The 15,687-nt window shown below is 64.3% G+C and carries 14 protein-coding genes; 11 read left to right on the forward strand and 3 right to left on the reverse strand.

Features of this window, described 5'->3' with window-relative positions:
- Window positions 1–220 precede the first annotated feature (220 nt).
- Window positions 221–895, forward strand: a complete 675-nt coding sequence (locus AC1RQP_RS31210) for a Crp/Fnr family transcriptional regulator (protein ID WP_028181433.1) — start codon at window positions 221–223, stop codon at window positions 893–895.
- A 12-nt stretch (window positions 896–907) separates the two neighbouring features.
- Here AC1RQP_RS31210 and AC1RQP_RS31215 read toward each other — a convergent pair whose 3' ends face one another.
- Window positions 908–2,170 (reverse strand): MFS transporter, encoded by a 1,263-nt coding sequence (locus AC1RQP_RS31215; protein WP_492940676.1) that lies wholly within the window; start codon window positions 2,168–2,170, stop codon window positions 908–910.
- A gap of 122 nt (window positions 2,171–2,292) precedes the next feature.
- A complete protein-coding gene (locus AC1RQP_RS31220) occupies window positions 2,293–3,135 on the reverse strand; it encodes a uroporphyrinogen-III synthase (protein WP_492940678.1) in 843 nt (280 codons plus the stop codon).
- 151 nt (window positions 3,136–3,286) lie between these two features.
- Between AC1RQP_RS31220 and purU the strand changes: the two genes are divergently transcribed.
- A complete protein-coding gene (gene purU / locus AC1RQP_RS31225) occupies window positions 3,287–4,150 on the forward strand; it encodes a formyltetrahydrofolate deformylase (protein WP_492940815.1) in 864 nt (287 codons plus the stop codon).
- A gap of 64 nt (window positions 4,151–4,214) precedes the next feature.
- Here purU and AC1RQP_RS31230 read toward each other — a convergent pair whose 3' ends face one another.
- Window positions 4,215–4,499, reverse strand: a complete 285-nt coding sequence (locus AC1RQP_RS31230; RefSeq protein ID WP_239625263.1) for a hypothetical protein — start codon at window positions 4,497–4,499, stop codon at window positions 4,215–4,217.
- A gap of 521 nt (window positions 4,500–5,020) precedes the next feature.
- On the opposite strand from AC1RQP_RS31230, the gene AC1RQP_RS31235 reads away from it, so the two are divergent.
- The 9 genes from AC1RQP_RS31235 to ahcY all read left to right on the forward strand — a co-directional run bounded on the left by AC1RQP_RS31235 (window position 5,021) and on the right by ahcY (window position 15,582).
- A complete protein-coding gene (locus AC1RQP_RS31235; protein WP_492940680.1) occupies window positions 5,021–6,211 on the forward strand; it encodes an ABC transporter substrate-binding protein in 1,191 nt (396 codons plus the stop codon).
- Between the two features lie 189 nt (window positions 6,212–6,400).
- Entirely contained in the window at window positions 6,401–7,270 is an 870-nt protein-coding gene (locus tag AC1RQP_RS31240; RefSeq protein ID WP_035674417.1) for a branched-chain amino acid ABC transporter permease, read from the forward strand.
- 8 nt (window positions 7,271–7,278) lie between these two features.
- Window positions 7,279–8,307: a branched-chain amino acid ABC transporter permease gene (locus tag AC1RQP_RS31245; RefSeq protein ID WP_492940682.1), complete on the forward strand. Its 1,029-nt coding sequence runs from the start codon at window positions 7,279–7,281 to the stop codon at window positions 8,305–8,307.
- On the forward strand, window positions 8,304–9,059 hold the full coding sequence (locus AC1RQP_RS31250) for an ABC transporter ATP-binding protein (RefSeq protein ID WP_028180557.1): 756 nt from the start codon (window positions 8,304–8,306) through the stop codon (window positions 9,057–9,059). The genes AC1RQP_RS31245 and AC1RQP_RS31250 overlap by 4 nt, the downstream gene beginning before the upstream one ends.
- A complete protein-coding gene (locus tag AC1RQP_RS31255; protein WP_492940684.1) occupies window positions 9,052–9,768 on the forward strand; it encodes an ABC transporter ATP-binding protein in 717 nt (238 codons plus the stop codon). The genes AC1RQP_RS31250 and AC1RQP_RS31255 overlap by 8 nt, the downstream gene beginning before the upstream one ends.
- A gap of 73 nt (window positions 9,769–9,841) precedes the next feature.
- Window positions 9,842–10,960, forward strand: a complete 1,119-nt coding sequence (locus AC1RQP_RS31260; RefSeq protein WP_492940686.1) for a cobalamin-independent methionine synthase II family protein — start codon at window positions 9,842–9,844, stop codon at window positions 10,958–10,960.
- Window positions 10,961–11,473: 513 nt separating this feature from the next.
- A complete protein-coding gene (locus AC1RQP_RS31265) occupies window positions 11,474–12,829 on the forward strand; it encodes a hypothetical protein (RefSeq protein WP_061878907.1) in 1,356 nt (451 codons plus the stop codon).
- A 60-nt stretch (window positions 12,830–12,889) separates the two neighbouring features.
- A complete protein-coding gene (metK, locus tag AC1RQP_RS31270) occupies window positions 12,890–14,086 on the forward strand; it encodes a methionine adenosyltransferase (RefSeq protein WP_492940688.1) in 1,197 nt (398 codons plus the stop codon).
- Between the two features lie 74 nt (window positions 14,087–14,160).
- Window positions 14,161–15,582 carry an adenosylhomocysteinase gene (ahcY, locus tag AC1RQP_RS31275; RefSeq protein WP_126255762.1) on the forward strand — a complete coding sequence of 474 codons (1,422 nt, stop codon included), beginning with the start codon at window positions 14,161–14,163 and terminating at the stop codon, window positions 15,580–15,582.
- Window positions 15,583–15,687 lie beyond the last annotated feature (105 nt).

Consider the following 15,687-nt stretch of genomic DNA (forward strand, 5'->3'; position numbering starts at 1 on the left):
CCGCGCACTCTCGTTCCCGTTGGGGATCGAAAGCCGTATCGCCCGAGGTGGTCCTCAATAGGGGAAAGCGCTATTTTGAAATGTCTCCCGGCTGACAATTCTGCGACAAAGTTTGCAGGGCGGCAGCGGCGTTCATCTTTGGTCGAATGGCGGTCGAAACCATCATGTTGCAATGCAGCAGAAAGCAGAGTGACGAAATCGTGCGGCTGGCCGCCAGATCATGATTTCAGAAGATCATCTGAAGCGCGTCGCCGCCTGGTCGCGCGAGCTCACGCAAGCGGAGATCGAGGTCGCGCGTGCCGGAATCACGGAGCGGTCCTACGGCACCGGCGAGACCGTGTTCATGCGCGGCGACATTTTTGCCTATTGGGCCGGCATGGTGAGCGGCCTGGCCCGCATGGGCGGGGTCTCGCGCGACGGCAAGGAGACCAGCCTTGCCGGGCTGACGGCAGGGGCCTGGTTTGGCGAGGGCAGCGTGCTCAAGAACGAGCCGCGCCGCTATGACGTGGTCGCGCTGCGCGACAGCCGCGTCGCACTGATGGAGCGCAGTGCCTTCATGTGGCTGTTCGAGAACAGCGTCGGCTTCAACCGCTTTCTGGTGCGCCAACTCAACGAGCGGCTCGGCCAGTTCATCGGCATGCTCGAGGTCAACCGCACCCTGGATGCCACCGCGCGCCTCGCCCGCAGCATTGCTTCGCTGTTCAACCCGATCCTCTATCCCGAATCGACCACGCATCTGGAGATCACGCAGGAGGAGATCGGGGCGCTTTCCGGCATGTCCCGCCAGAACGCCAACCGCGCGCTGAACCGGCTGGAGAAAGAGGGGCTGCTGCGGCTGGAATATGGCGGCGTCACCATCCTCGATATCGAGCGGCTGCGCGGGTACGGGGATTAGGGCGGATATTCGTCACCGCGCATTGGCGGGGGCGTGGACCGGCCAGAGGTCGGCGCGCCAACGCACCGCGATCGCCAGCATCGCGAAGAAGCCCGCGGCGGCATAGAGCGAGCCCGTCGCGGAATAGCCGATGACGTCGATCAGGCCGCCGGCTGCGAGCAGTCCGATCGGCAAGCCATAGATGACCATCATGCGCACGCCCATGACGCGGCCTCGCAGATGTGCGCTCGCGGTGCGCATCAGAATGACGGCGGCCGAGATCATCGACATGCTCTGGGCGATGCCGGCGAGCACGAGGCAGGCCATCGCCACCGGCATGGTCCTGACCTCGACGAAGACCAGCAGCATGGCGTACCAGGCCAGCGTCGCGCCGATCAGAAGCCGGGCAATGCGCACGCCACTGACCAGGCTGAGCGTGATGGAGCCGATCAGCGAGCCGACGGCGAAGCTCGCCGAGAGATAACCGAGGCCGGTCTGGTCGGTGTGAAAGATCTCCCGCGCGATGTAGGGCAACAATCCGCCCGTGAAGGGAAATGCGGTGAGATTGGCCAGGAAGGCGACGCACAGCGCCGCGCGCATTCCCGGGCCATTCCAGGCATAGACGACGCCTTCCTTCAGATCGCCCAGCAACCTCGAAACCGCGTGGCCGTTCGCCGGGAGATTGCTCGTGGTGACCGACCTTTCCGGCCGTGTCAGGCAGAGCATCAGAAGCGCAGCCATGAGGTAGAGGCCGGCAATCGCCACATACACGAGCCCAATGCCAAGGACGGCGAACAGCCCGGCGCCAGTCAACGCCCCGGCGATGCGGGCGCTGTCCTGGGTCGTGCGCGCAACGCTGATGGCGCCGACCAGCTGCTCAGGCGGCATGATCTCGGCAAGCAGTGCGCCCCGGACGCCGAGATCCGAAGGGCGGATCAGGCCCATGATCGCGACGATGATCATGACGCTCAGCGGCGACAGGTGACCGGTCAGCGCCAGGACCATGATGGTCGACGACAGCGCCGTATAGGCAAGACGCATTGCGACCAGGAGATCGCGATGGCCCATGCGGTCGCCGATCATGCCGAACACGGGCGCGACCAGTGTTCCGACGAATTGGAGTGAAGCAAGCACGGTGAGCAGCAGCACCGAGCCGGTTTCGACAATGATGTACCAGCCGAGCACCAGCGTCTCGACCTCGAAGGCCCAGGAGGTGAGCAGGTCGGACGGCCACTGGAAACGATAATTGCGGATGCGGAATGGCGCGAGCGCCGAAGGTCGTGCGGTGACGCTCACGACGCGATGACGCGTATCACGGCGATTCCCTTGCCTTGTTGTTCTTCTTGCGGTCGGGCAAGCTAGCGCCGGCGATGCTTGTGTCAATCGCAGCCGCCGCAGGCCGCCCCCGCGTTCGGCTCTTAGCTCGCCGCGGCTCTCGGCTTCCGCTCCGCCAGCGCCGCGGCCATCGCCGAGATCAGCGGACGCATGAAATAGGCTTCATCCGCCGGCGAGACGTCCGTGCGCAGACCGTGCGCGGCGAGTTCACCGGAGACCGCCGGCCCCACCGAGGCGATCAACGTCCGTTCGAGGCCTGTACGCAGTTTCGCTTCGGCACCATGCGCCTTCGCCGCCTCGATCAGGCGGCGGACCTGGCCGAGATTGGTCAGCGCGATGGAATCGATCCGCCCGGAGGCCATGTCGTCGATGGCGGCGACGATGTTCGCATCCGCCGCCTTGGAATCGTAGACATAGGGCAGCACGCTATCGACGGCGGCGCCTTGCGCGGCAAGCGCGCCGGTCAGGGCGCTGTGGTCCTTGTCCGGATAGAGCTGGAGACCGAGGCGTCGTGCTTTCAGGTCGAGCCTGGCCAGCATCTCGATCACGCCCTCGGTGGTCGGCTTCTCCGTGGTCTGCTGCGCCTCGAGACCGATCTCGCGCAGCGCCCTGCCGGGCTTCGGGCCCCGGGTGAATTTTCGCGCCTTGGCAAGTGCCGCGACGAGGGCGGTGTCGAGCCCGCGGGCGCCGGCGAGCTTCATGATCCGACGCAGCCCTTCGCCCGTCATCAGCACGAGATCGTCGAAGGGCTGGTCGATGGTGCGGCGGATCCAGGCCTCCACCGGAGCCGGGTCCGGCGCATCATGGATAGTGAACATCGGGCATTGCACGACCTCGGCGCCTTGCTCGACCAGAAGCTTCGAAAACTGCGCCTCCTCCCGCGTTTCCAGAATTAAGATGCGGTAGCCGTTCAAGCGGTCGGCCATGGGTGTGCTCCGATCATGGGTTGCAATCGTCCGTTCATCCTGACTCTGCGCCCGGGATTGGCGCAAGGGCGGGGTCGGTGCTAGAGCAGGGCGCAAATCGCGGATGGTTCCGCTGCACAAACCTTCATCAAGAGCCAAGCCCGTCATCAACATGCCCGACCATCAATATGTCCTGACCCTGTCCTGTCCGGATCGCCCCGGCATCGTCTCGGCGGTGTCGACGTTCCTTGCCCACAACGGACAGAACATCCTCGATGCCCAGCAGTTCGACGACGTCGAGACCAGGAAATTCTTCATGCGCGTGGTGTTCACCGCGGCCGATCTCGCCGTGGAACTGTCGGCGCTGCAGACCGGCTTTGCCGCGATCGCCGAGCGTTTCGGCATGGAGTGGCAGATGCGCGACCGCGCCGCGCATCGCAAGGTGATGCTGCTGGTGTCGAAGTCCGACCACTGCCTGGTCGACATCCTCTACCGCTGGCGCACCGGCGAATTGCCGATGATTCCGACCGCGATCGTTTCCAACCATCCGCGCGAAGTCTATGCCGGGCTCGATTTCGGCGGCATCCCGTTCCACCATCTGCCTGTGACCAAGGAGACCAAGCGCGAGCAGGAAGCGCAGATCATGGACCTCGTCGGCAAGACGAAGACCGATCTGGTGGTGCTCGCCCGCTACATGCAGATTCTGTCGGACGATCTGTCGGCAAAGCTGTCGGGGCGCTGCATCAACATCCACCACTCGTTCCTGCCGGGCTTCAAGGGCGCCAGGCCCTATCACCAGGCGCATGAGCGCGGCGTCAAGCTGATCGGCGCCACCGCGCATTACGTCACGCGCGACCTCGACGAGGGCCCGATCATCGATCAGGACGTCGAGCGCATCAGCCATCGCGACACGCCGGAAGATCTGGTCCGGAAGGGCCGGGACATCGAGCGCCGCGTGCTGGCACGGGCCATCCGCTACCATCTCGACGATCGCGTCATCCTCAACGGCCGCAAGACGGTGGTGTTCGTGGATTAGCGAATGGGGAGTGGCGAGTAGGAAGAGGGATATATTCGCCACTCCCTGTTCGCCATTCGCTCCGTTAGCGCACCGGGCTCCCCGATGTCGTCCCCGCTGCACCCTTCTGCGCCTGCTCTTCCTTCTCGCGATCCGCTGCCGGCACCAGGCGCTTGCGTTCGCGTTCCTTCATGTAGGCGTCGTATTGCGGCGTGCCCGGTCGCGGCGGAGCATCGGCGGGCAGGCCGCCGGCCCATTGCGGGACGTAGTCGCCCATGCCGGCGGAGAGTTTTTCGTTGACCGTCCCGCAGCCGGACAGCCCCGCGGCGAGCGCAACGAGGACGAGGGCGGAACGAAGAGTCTTGGGCATGGTGTACGCGTTCGGTGATTGGACGCCGGTTCGGGCCGGCAGGAAGAAGCGTAGCCTTCAACAAGGTAAAATAGACTTATTCGAGGTAGGTAATTTGTTACCGAATGGCGGCCGGGTGAGGCGCGTGGATGTACAGATTCTGCAAAAGAAAGGCGAAATCCTCCATGCACGCGATCCATCGCATTTCTAGACTTGGTGCGAGCCTCGCGACAACATGGCTTGGTCCGCGAGCAGGGGTTTTCGTTGACAAGTCCATTTTGTTTGTACATTCGTACAAATGAAGGCGGTCACGAGCGGGTTGCTCGAACTGCTCCGACGCAATCGTAGCACCGCGTCCGGTCGACCGGTCTTCGGAACACTTGGGTTGCGCCGAAGGGCCGCCGAACGTCCGATTGACAAGCAGGGCGCGAAAGACGCCCATGTGGCACCCGAGAGCGCTCGGGCGCGGTCCAAGATCAAAGGCAAGGGCCGGGCACTCGGTCCAGGGCACAAGAGTCAGGAATGAAGGGGAGGGACATCTGATGTTCGAACGCAAGCAACTGTCGCACAAGGCGACTTGGGCCGCCGCTGTTGCGGCCATTGCAGGCCTTGCCGGCCTCGCGCCTGCGAAGGCCCAGGACACCGTCAAGATCGGTCTGATCCTGCCGATGACCGGCGGCCAGGCCTCGACCGGCAAGCAGATCGAGAACGCGATCAAGCTCTACATGCAGCAGAAGGGCGATACCGTCGCCGGCAAGAAGATCGAGATCATCGTCAAGGACGATGCTGCGATCCCGGACAAGACCAAGACCGCCGCGCAGGAGCTGATCGTCAACGACAAGGTCAACTTCATCGCCGGCTTCGGCGTGACGCCGGCCGCGCTTGCCGCCGCGCCGCTCGCCACGCAGGCCAAGATTCCGGAAGTCGTGATGGCAGCCGGCACTTCCATCATCACCGAGCGCTCGCCCTATATCGTGCGCACCAGCTTCACGCTGGCGCAATCCTCGACCATCATCGGCGACTGGGCGGTGAAGAACGGCATCAAGAAGGTCGCGACGCTGACTTCGGACTACGCACCGGGCAATGACGCGCTCAACTTCTTCAAGCAGCATTTCACGGCCGGCGGCGGCGAGGTGGTCGAAGAGGTCAAGGTGCCGCTGCAAAATCCTGACTTCGCGCCGTTCCTCCAGCGCATGAAGGACGCCAAGCCCGACGCGATCTTCGTGTTCGTGCCGGCGGGCCAGGGCGGCAACTTCATGAAGCAGTATGCCGAGCGTGGCCTCGACAAGGCCGGCATCAAGGTGATCGGGCCCGGCGACGTCACCGACGACGACCTGCTCAACAATATGGGCGATGCCGTGCTCGGCACCGTCACCGCGCACCTCTATTCTGCGGCGCATCCCTCGCAGATGAACAAGGATTTCGTCGCAGCCTACAAGAAGGCCTTCGGCAATCGTCCGGGCTTCATGGCGGTGGGCGGCTATGACGGCATCCATCTGATCTACGAGGCGCTGAAGAAGACCGGCGGCGATACCAACGGCGATAAGCTGATCGAAGCCATGAAGGGCCAGAAGTGGGAGAGCCCGCGCGGCCCGATCTCGATCGATCCCGAGACCCGTGACATCGTGCAGAACATCTACATCCGCAAGGTCGAGAAGGTCGACGGCGAACTCTATAACGTCGAGTTCGCGACCTTCGAAGCCGTCAAGGACCTCGGCAAGACCAAGAAGTGACGCGCTCTTCCAAACCTCTCCCGCTTGCGGGAGAGGTCGGCGCGAAGCGCCGCCGGGTGAGGGTTCTCTCAATGCGGGGATTGTCCCGTTGCGGAGATACCCTCTCCCCAACCCTCTCCCGCAAGCGGGAGAGGGAGCACAGCAGCCCGCTCCGCTAGACCAAATTGTCTGGACAACGACCCGCCCCCGATGACCGCAATCCTCACCAACCTGTTCGACGGCGTTGCCTACGGCATGCTGCTGTTCGTGCTCGCCTGCGGGCTCGCGGTCACGCTCGGCCTGATGAACTTCGTCAATCTTGCCCATGGCGCCTTCGCCATGGCCGGCGGCTATGTCTGCATGGTGCTAGTCAACCGGATGGGCTGGCCGTTCTTCGCCGCCCTGCCGCTCGCTTTCGTTTCTTCGGCTGCAATCGGTATTGTGCTCGAACGAACGCTGTACCGCCACCTCTATGCGCGCAGCCATCTCGACCAGGTTCTGTTCACGATCGGCCTGACCTTCATGTCGGTGGCGGCCGTGGACTACATCCAGGGCTCCTCGCGCGTCTTCATCAATTTGCCGGCCGCGCTCCAGGGCCAGTTCGACCTGTTCGGCGTCGGCATCGGCCGCTACCGGCTGATGATCATCGTGATCTGCGGCCTGCTCACCATCGCGCTTCAGATGGTGCTGGCCAAGACGCGCTTCGGCAGCCGCCTGCGCGCCGCCGTCGATGACCCGCGCGCCGCCAGCGGCCTCGGCATCAACGTGCCGCAGGTGTTCGCCTTCACGTTCGCGTTCGGATGCGGGCTTGCCGGCCTCGGCGGCGCACTCAGCGCCGAGATCCTCGGCCTCGACCCGTATTTTCCGCTGAAGTTCATGATCTACTTCCTGATCGTGGTCACCGTGGGCGGCTCCTCTTCGATCACCGGCCCGTTCCTGGCCTCGCTCCTGCTCGGCATCGGCGACGTCGCCGGCAAATATTACGTGCCGAAGATGGGGCCGTTCGTGATCTACACCATGATGATCGTGATCCTAATCTGGCGTCCGAACGGCCTGTTCGGCCGCACGGCCGCGCGTTGAGTTCGCCCATGAGCGCCGCTTCCGACGTCGGTTATCACGCCCAGCGCCAAGCGCGCTGGCACTATGGCGAAATCGCCTTCTGGCTGATCGTGCTGGCCTGCGGCTTCGCCTTTCCCTCGCGCTATCTGATCATGACCGACATCCTGCGGCTGGCGCTGTTCACGATGTCGCTCGATCTCATCCTCGGCTACGCCGGCATCGTCTCGCTCGGCCACGCCGCCTTTTTCGGGGTCGGCGCCTATGCCGCGGGGCTGCTTGCCTTGCACGGCATCGTCACCGAGCCCGTGCTGGCACTGGTCGCCGCCGGCCTGGCCGCGATGGTGCTCGGCTTTGCCACCAGCTTCCTGGTGATCCGCGGCGTCGACCTGACCCGCCTGATGGTCACGCTCGGCATCGCACTGCTGCTGGAAGCGCTCGCCGAGCGCTTCTCCAACATCACCGGCGGTACCGACGGCCTGCAGGGCATCGAGATGCAGCCGATCTTCGGCCAGGTTCCGTTCGACATGTTCGGCAAGGCCGGCTTCTTCTATTCGCTGGCGGTGCTGTTCCTGCTGTTCCTGTTCGCTCGCCGCGTCGTGCATTCGCCATTCGGCCTGTCGCTGCGCGCGATCAAGAACAACCCGCTTCGGGCTGCGGCGATCGGCATTCCCGTCAATCGCCGCCTGATCGCCATCTACACACTGGCCGCGTTCTATGCCGGCATCGCGGGCGCGCTGTTCACCCAGACCACCGCGATCGCCTCGCTCGACGTGTTCGCCTTCGAGCGATCGGCCGATCTGATGCTGGTGCTCGTCATCGGTGGCACCGGCTATCTCTATGGCGGGCTGATCGGCGCGGTGGTGTTCCGCATGCTCCAGGAATTGTTCTCCACCATCACGCCGCAATACTGGCAGTTCTGGATCGGCCTCGTGCTGGTCGTGATCGTGCTGGTCGGCCGCCAGCGGCTGCATCGCTGGGTGCTGTATGTGCCGAATCTGGTGATCAAGCAGGTCGCCGGGCGCAAGGCCGTGGTCGCCGTGCCGGAGAGCGACGCATGACCATCGCGCTCGAAACCAAGAATCTCGAAAAGCAGTTCGGCGGCCTGCGTGTCACCCGCGATTTGTCCTTGAGGATCGAGCAGGGCGCCCGCCACGCGCTGATCGGCCCGAACGGCGCGGGCAAGACCACGGTCATCAACCAGCTCACCGGGGTGCTCAAGCCGAACTCGGGCCGCATCCTGCTCGAAGGCCAGGACATCACCGATCTGCCGGTGCACAAGCGCGTGCTGCGCGGCCTGTCGCGCACCTTCCAGATCAACCAGCTCTATCCCGACCTGACCCCGCTCGAGACCATTGGCCTTGCCGTTTCCGAGCGTCTCGGCCATGGGGGCGACTGGTGGCGACGGATGGGCACGCGCAATGACGTCAATGACGAGATTGCCGAACTGCTGGCGCGCTTCCACCTGCTCGACGTCATGAACGAACAGACCGTGACGCTGCCCTACGGCAAGCAGCGCCTGCTCGAGATTGCGGTTGCCATTGCCGCCAAGCCGCGCGTTCTGCTGCTCGACGAGCCCGCCGCCGGCGTGCCCGAGAGCGAGCGCCACGACATTCTCGCCGTCGTCGGCGCGCTGCCGCGCGACGTCACCGTGCTCTTGATCGAACACGACATGGATCTCGTATTCTCCTTCGCCGACCGCATCTCGGTGCTGGTCTCGGGCGCGCTGCTCACGGAGGGGGCACCCGAGCAGGTCGCGCGCGATCCGCAGGTGAAGGCTGTCTATCTCGGCGAGGAGGCGGTCAATGTCTGACCTGCTCGCGATCGATTCCCTGCGCGCCGGCTATGGTGAGGCGGTGGTCCTGCCCAACATGTCCCTGCGCCTCGCCGAGGGCCAGGTGCTGGCGCTGCTCGGCCGCAACGGCACCGGCAAGACCACGCTGATCAACTCCATCGTCGGCGTCACCCGCCGCTTCTCCGGCTCGATCGCGCTCGCCGGCGCCGACGTCACGACGCTGCGTCCCGACCAGCGGGCCCGTGCCGGCATCGGCTGGGTGCCGCAGGAGCGCAACATCTTCCGCTCGCTGACGGTGGAAGAGAACATGACGGCGGTGGCGCAGCCCGGCGCCTGGAAGGTCGAGAAGGTCTACGAGATGTTCCCGCGGCTGAAGGAGCGGCGGAGCAATTTCGGCAACCAGCTCTCCGGCGGCGAGCAGCAGATGCTGGCGATCGGCCGCGCGCTGACCCTCAATCCGAAGGTCCTGCTGCTGGACGAGCCGACCGAGGGCCTCGCCCCCATCATCGTCGAGGAGCTGCTCAAGGCGATCGGGACCATCACCCGGGCGGGCGGCATCTGCTCGATCATCGTCGAGCAGAATGCCCAAAAGATTCTGGGGCTCGCCGATCGCGTTGTGATATTGGAACGCGGAACGATCGTCCACGACGCCCCGAGTGCCGCGCTGAAGGCCGACCCCTCGGTCCTGGAACGCCACCTCGGCGTCGCAGGGGTAGCGGTCCACTGATTTCTTCGCTTCTCCCCGCTTGCGGGGAGAAGGAGTACAACGAGCGCCGACTGAAATTTCGGGAGAAACAGAAATGCAGCGAACCAGAGCCCCCTTCCGTGCCGACGAGGTCGGCAGTCTCCTGCGTCCGGCCAAGATCAAGGAGGCGCGCGCCAGGCTCGAGAAGGGCGAGATCTCGGCCGACGATCTGCGCAAGATCGAGGATTTGGAGATCGAGAAGGTCGTGCACAAGCAGGCCTCGATTGGCCTGAAGCTCGCGACCGACGGCGAATTCCGCCGCTCCTGGTGGCATTTCGACTTCCTGGCCAAGCTCACCGGCTGCGAGCTGTTCCACCCCGAGACCGGCATCCAGTTCGCGGGCGTGCAGACCCGTCACGATGCGGTCCGCGTCATCGGCAAGCTCGACTTCCCCGACAACCACCCGATGCTGGATCACTTCCGCTTCCTGAAGAAATACGCCGACCAGGCCCACGTCACCGCCAAGATGACGATCCCGTCGCCGGCGGTGCTCCACTTCCGCGGCGGCCGCAAGTCGATCTCCAAGGACGTCTATCCCGATCTCGATGCGTTCTACGAGGATCTCGGCAAGACCTATCGCAAGGCGGTGAAGGCCTTCTATGACGCCGGCTGCCGCTATCTCCAGTTCGACGATACCGTCTGGGCCTATCTCTGCTCGCAGGACGAGCTGCAGAAGGCGCGTGAGCGCGGCGACAATCCCGACGGTCTCCAGCAGATCTATGCGCGCATCATCAACTACGCGCTGGCCGAAAAGCCAGCCGACATGGTGGTGACGACGCATGTCTGCCGCGGTAATTTCCGCTCTACCTGGATCTCCTCGGGCGGCTACGAGCCGGTCGCCGAGACCATGCTCGCCGGCACCAATTACGACGGCTACTTCCTCGAATACGACAGCGACCGCGCCGGCGGCTTCGAGCCGCTGCGCTTCCTGCCCAAGGGCAACAAGGTCGTCGTGGTCGGCGTCATCACCTCGAAGTTCGGTGAGCTCGAGAAGAAGGACGATATCAAGCGCCGCCTGGAAGAGGCCGCCAAGTTCGCCCCGCTGGAGCAGCTCGCGCTCTCGCCGCAATGCGGCTTTGCCTCGACGGAAGAGGGCAACGTCCTCTCCGAGGAGGAGCAATGGGCCAAGCTCAGCCTTGCGGTCGAGATCGCGAAGGAAGTGTGGGGCAACTGAGGCCCCACGCGCCCCGGCCGTAAGTACGGCGAGGCCTCCCCACATCCTCACGGTCATTCTCCGCGGAGGCGGGGAATCCAGTACGCCGCGGCTTCTCCGCGTCTCCCCCTGTCTCTGGAATACTGGATCGCCCGGTCAAGGCCGGGCGATGACAGTTGAATGTTCAGCGAATGGCACGGCGTTCAAGGCCGGCGCGTCGTTGCTTCCCCGCCAAGTAAACCTCGCACAGCAGCGACGAGTTCGACCACGGCACCTGCGTGTTCCGCATTGCCGCGACTCCTCAGCCTGCACGCGCTTCACCATCTGCTGCACCTCAGGCCGGCTTGCCGACATGCGCGAGAGCCGGGGAGAACGACGTTTTCGCGCCTTCGGCGTTGCGCGCGGCCCGGCCGGCGCCGTCGCGTACGCGATAAGCGGCCGGCTCGCCATGGTCGCGACGATCCCGCTATTCCCTCGGTGGGCAGAATTTGCTAGGAGGCGTAACCCAACCCTTCTGCCCACCGTGTCCCACTCATGAAGAACGACGAAATCCTGAGCCAGATCACGGAGTTCTGCCGCAAGGCGGACATGGCGGAATCGACGTTCGGCCGGCGCGCGGTGAATGATGGGAAGCTCGTGCACCGCCTGCGCGAGGGAAAACGCATCACCATCGACACGCTGGAGCGGATCCAGGCCTATATGGCCGCATCGATCGCCGGCGGCATGCCGCCGCCGCGGGGACTTCAGGTCCCGCCCGAGAAGCGCGATCCACGCGGCAATTTCCGGTTCTTCGAGAACCGCCAGAAATACCTGCTGTTCGTCCACACCTGCAGCGAAAAGCGAGTGATCGCAGACAGGGTCGCGCTGGAACTGGCCTCCATCCATCCGCGCCCGCCGGCCTTGCGCCTGTTCGATGCCGGCGTCGGCGACGGCACGGTGCTGGCGCGGGTGCTGCGCGCAACGCATCAGCGCTTTCCGCACATGCCGTTCTATGTCGCCGGCAAGGAGCTCAGTCTGGAGGACCTGCGCCTGACGCTGGAAAAGGTGCCGGATCGCATTTTCGAGCATCCGGCGTCGGTATTCGTCTTCACCAACATGTTCTACGCGGAGGCGCCCTGGCTCACGCCGGCATCGCCGGCTGCGGCGGCCGCTACCGTCTGGCATGAGGTGCCGCTCCGCGGCGCTTCGTCGGGCGAGTTCGAGCAGCAGATCGCGGAGCTGAGGCCATTCCTGGAGCAGAACTGGCGCGCCGCGATCAGCCCCCGCACCGCCATGCCGCTCTACGAGCGGCCCGTCGTCCTCGTTCTCTATCGCGAGGACCATAGGTTTCTTCTGGATGCGACCATTCCGCGGCCGGGCCAGGCCGAGGCCAATTTCGACCTCGTCATCGCTTCCCAGCCCTACCGGGCCCTGTCCTCGGTCAATTTCCGGGCCAAACGCATCATTGCCCCCCTGGCGCGGGCGCTTCGACCGGGGGGGCGGCTGATCGGAATCCACTCCCATGGCCAGGATCCGGGCATGGAAATGATCCAGGCGATCTGGCCGGGAGAAAACCCTTTCTCAGTGAGCCGTCATGAGCTATTGCGCGCAGTTAAGTATGAACTTGGATCGGTGGGCCGCGACTTAAATTTTAATGCCTACGCGGACAACCGTTCGATCTTCAGGTATGATATGGAAGCTCTGCCCAACGAGGTCACGGGCACTATCGGAACCTCGACGGCCTTTGCAGCGTGGAATGCGGCAGTGTATGTCGCTCAGATTGAGGACGACCGGTTGACGGAAATGACTCAAAACAGCCGCACCCTGGACGCCGCCAGGGACGTGCTTCGAAAGTACAATGGGCTCTGGTTTCTCGACGAATCCTACGTCATCTCGCGCCGGCGTGATTGACATCATTAAAGGTAAACATCGCAAACGCCCGCCGGCTAGCGGCGGAACAAGGGGTTACTGATGCGCGCGTCCTATCTCTTCACCAGCGAGTCCGTGTCCGAGGGCCATCCGGACAAGGTCTGTGACCGGATCTCCGACGAGATCGTCGACCTGTTCTATCGTGAAGGGCCGAAGGCGGGCATCGATCCGTGGGCCATCCGCGCCGCCTGCGAGACGCTCGCAACCACCAACAAGGTGGTGATCGCCGGCGAGACCCGTGGTCCGAAGTCGGTGACCAACGAGCAGATCGAGAGCGTCGTCCGGGGCGCGATCAAGGACATCGGCTACGAGCAGGAGGGCTTCCACTGGAAGACCTGCGACATCGAGATCCTGCTGCATCCGCAGTCGGCCGACATCGCCCAGGGCGTCGATGCGCTTCAGCCGGGCGAGGTCAAGGAAGAAGGCGCGGGCGACCAGGGCATCATGTTCGGTTACGCCACCAACGAGACGCCCGACCTGATGCCGGCGCCGATCTTCTACGCCCACAAGATCCTGCGCCTGATCTCCGAAGCCCGTCACTCCGGCAAGGAGAAGGTGCTCGGTCCGGATTCCAAGAGCCAGGTCACCGTGCAGTACGAGAACGGCAAGCCGGTCGGCGTGCGCGAGATCGTGGTCTCGCACCAGCATCTGGTCGAGGACCTCACCTCCAAGCAAATCCGCGACATCATCGAGCCCTATGTGCGCGAGGCGCTGCCGAGGGACTGGATCACGCCGAAGACGATCTGGCACATCAATCCGACCGGCAAGTTCTTCATCGGCGGTCCCGACGGCGACACCGGCCTGACCGGCCGCAAGATCATCGTCGACACCTATGGCGGCGCGGCCCCGCACGGCGGCGGCGCGTTCTCCGGCAAGGATCCGACCAAGGTCGACCGCTCGGCGGCCTACGCTGCGCGCTACGTCGCCAAGAACATCGTCGCGGCCGGTCTTGCCGACCGCTGCACGCTCCAGCTCGCCTACGCCATCGGCGTCGCGCGTCCGCTGTCGATCTACATCGACACCCACGGCACCGGCAAGGTGCCGGAGGATCAGCTCGAGAAGGCGGCGGCCCAGGCGATGGATCTCACGCCCCGCGGCATCCGCACCCATCTCGACCTCAACCGCCCGATCTACGCGCGGACGTCTGCCTACGGCCATTTCGGCCGCACGCCCGACAACGAGGGCGGCTTCTCCTGGGAGAAGACCGATCTCGTCGAGCCGCTCAAGCGCGCGCTCTAGTTCTCTTGCGTCGTTCCGGGTTCGCTCGTTTCACGAGCGCCCCGGAATGACGAGCCAACAAACAGGAACCCCCCATGAACGCGAAGCCCGGCTTCACCGATTACATCGTCAAGGACATTTCGCTCGCCGATTTCGGCCGCAAGGAGCTCTCGCTGGCCGAGACCGAGATGCCCGGCCTGATGGCCACCCGCGAGGAGTACGGCCCGAAGCAGCCGCTGAAGGGCGCGCGGATCGCCGGCTCGCTGCACATGACCATCCAGACCGGCGTGCTGATCGAGACGTTGGCCGCGCTCGGCGCCGACATCCGCTGGGTCTCCTGCAACATCTATTCGACGCAGGACCACGCTGCCGCCGCGATCGCGGCCGCCGGCATTCCCGTCTTTGCCGTCAAGGGCGAGACGCTGACCGAGTACTGGGACTACACCGCGAAGCTGTTCGACTGGCACGGCGGCGGTCACCCGAACATGATCCTCGACGACGGCGGTGACGCCACCATGTACGTCCATCTCGGTCTGCGCGCCGAGAACGGCGACGCCGCCTTCCTCGACAAGCCCGGCTCCGAGGAAGAGGAAGTCTTCTTCGCGCTTTTGAAGAAGCAGCTCAAGGAGAAGCCGAAGGGTTACTTCGCCGCCATCGCCAAGAGCATCAAGGGCGTGTCCGAGGAGACCACCACGGGCGTGCATCGTCTCTATGACATGCAGAAGGCGGGCACGCTGCTGTGGCCGGCCATCAACGTCAACGACAGCGTCACCAAGTCGAAGTTCGACAACCTCTATGGCTGCCGTGAATCGCTGGTCGACGGCATCCGCCGCGGCACCGACGTGATGCTGTCGGGCAAGGTCGCGATGGTCGCCGGCTTCGGCGACGTCGGCAAGGGCTCGGCCGCCTCGCTGCGCCAGGCTGGCTGCCGCGTCATGGTGTCGGAAGTCGATCCGATCTGCGCGCTGCAGGCCGCGATGGAAGGCTACGAGGTCGTGACCATGGAAGACGCCGCGCCCCGCGCCGACATCTTCGTCACAGCGACCGGCAACAAGGACATCATCACCATCGAGCACATGCGCGCGATGAAGGATCGCGCCATCGTCTGCAACATCGGTCACTTCGACAACGAGATCCAGATCGCGGCTCTCCGTAACCTGAAGTGGACCAACATCAAGCCGCAGGTCGACGAGATCGAATTCCCCGACAAGCACCGCATCATCATGCTGTCGGAGGGCCGCCTCGTGAACCTCGGCAACGCGATGGGCCATCCTTCCTTCGTGATGTCGGCGTCCTTCACCAACCAGACGCTGGCGCAGATCGAGCTGTTCGCCAACAACAAGGACGGAAAGTACGAGAAGAAGGTCTACGTGCTGCCGAAGACGCTCGACGAGAAGGTCGCCCGCCTGCACCTCGCCAAGATCGGCGTCAAGCTCACCGAGCTGCGCAAGGACCAGGCCGACTACATCGGCGTGAAGCAGGAAGGTCCGTACAAGTCGGATCATTACCGCTACTGAGCCGTACGCAGTTGCGACACAAAGGCCCCGGAGCGATCTGGGGCCTTTTTTTGTTGGGTCTGCCTGTGGTACGCTTTCAGGTAGAGCCGAAACAAGCCTGCCACT

It is taken from the genome of Bradyrhizobium sp. GW821-FHT13H06, assembly GCF_058803975.1.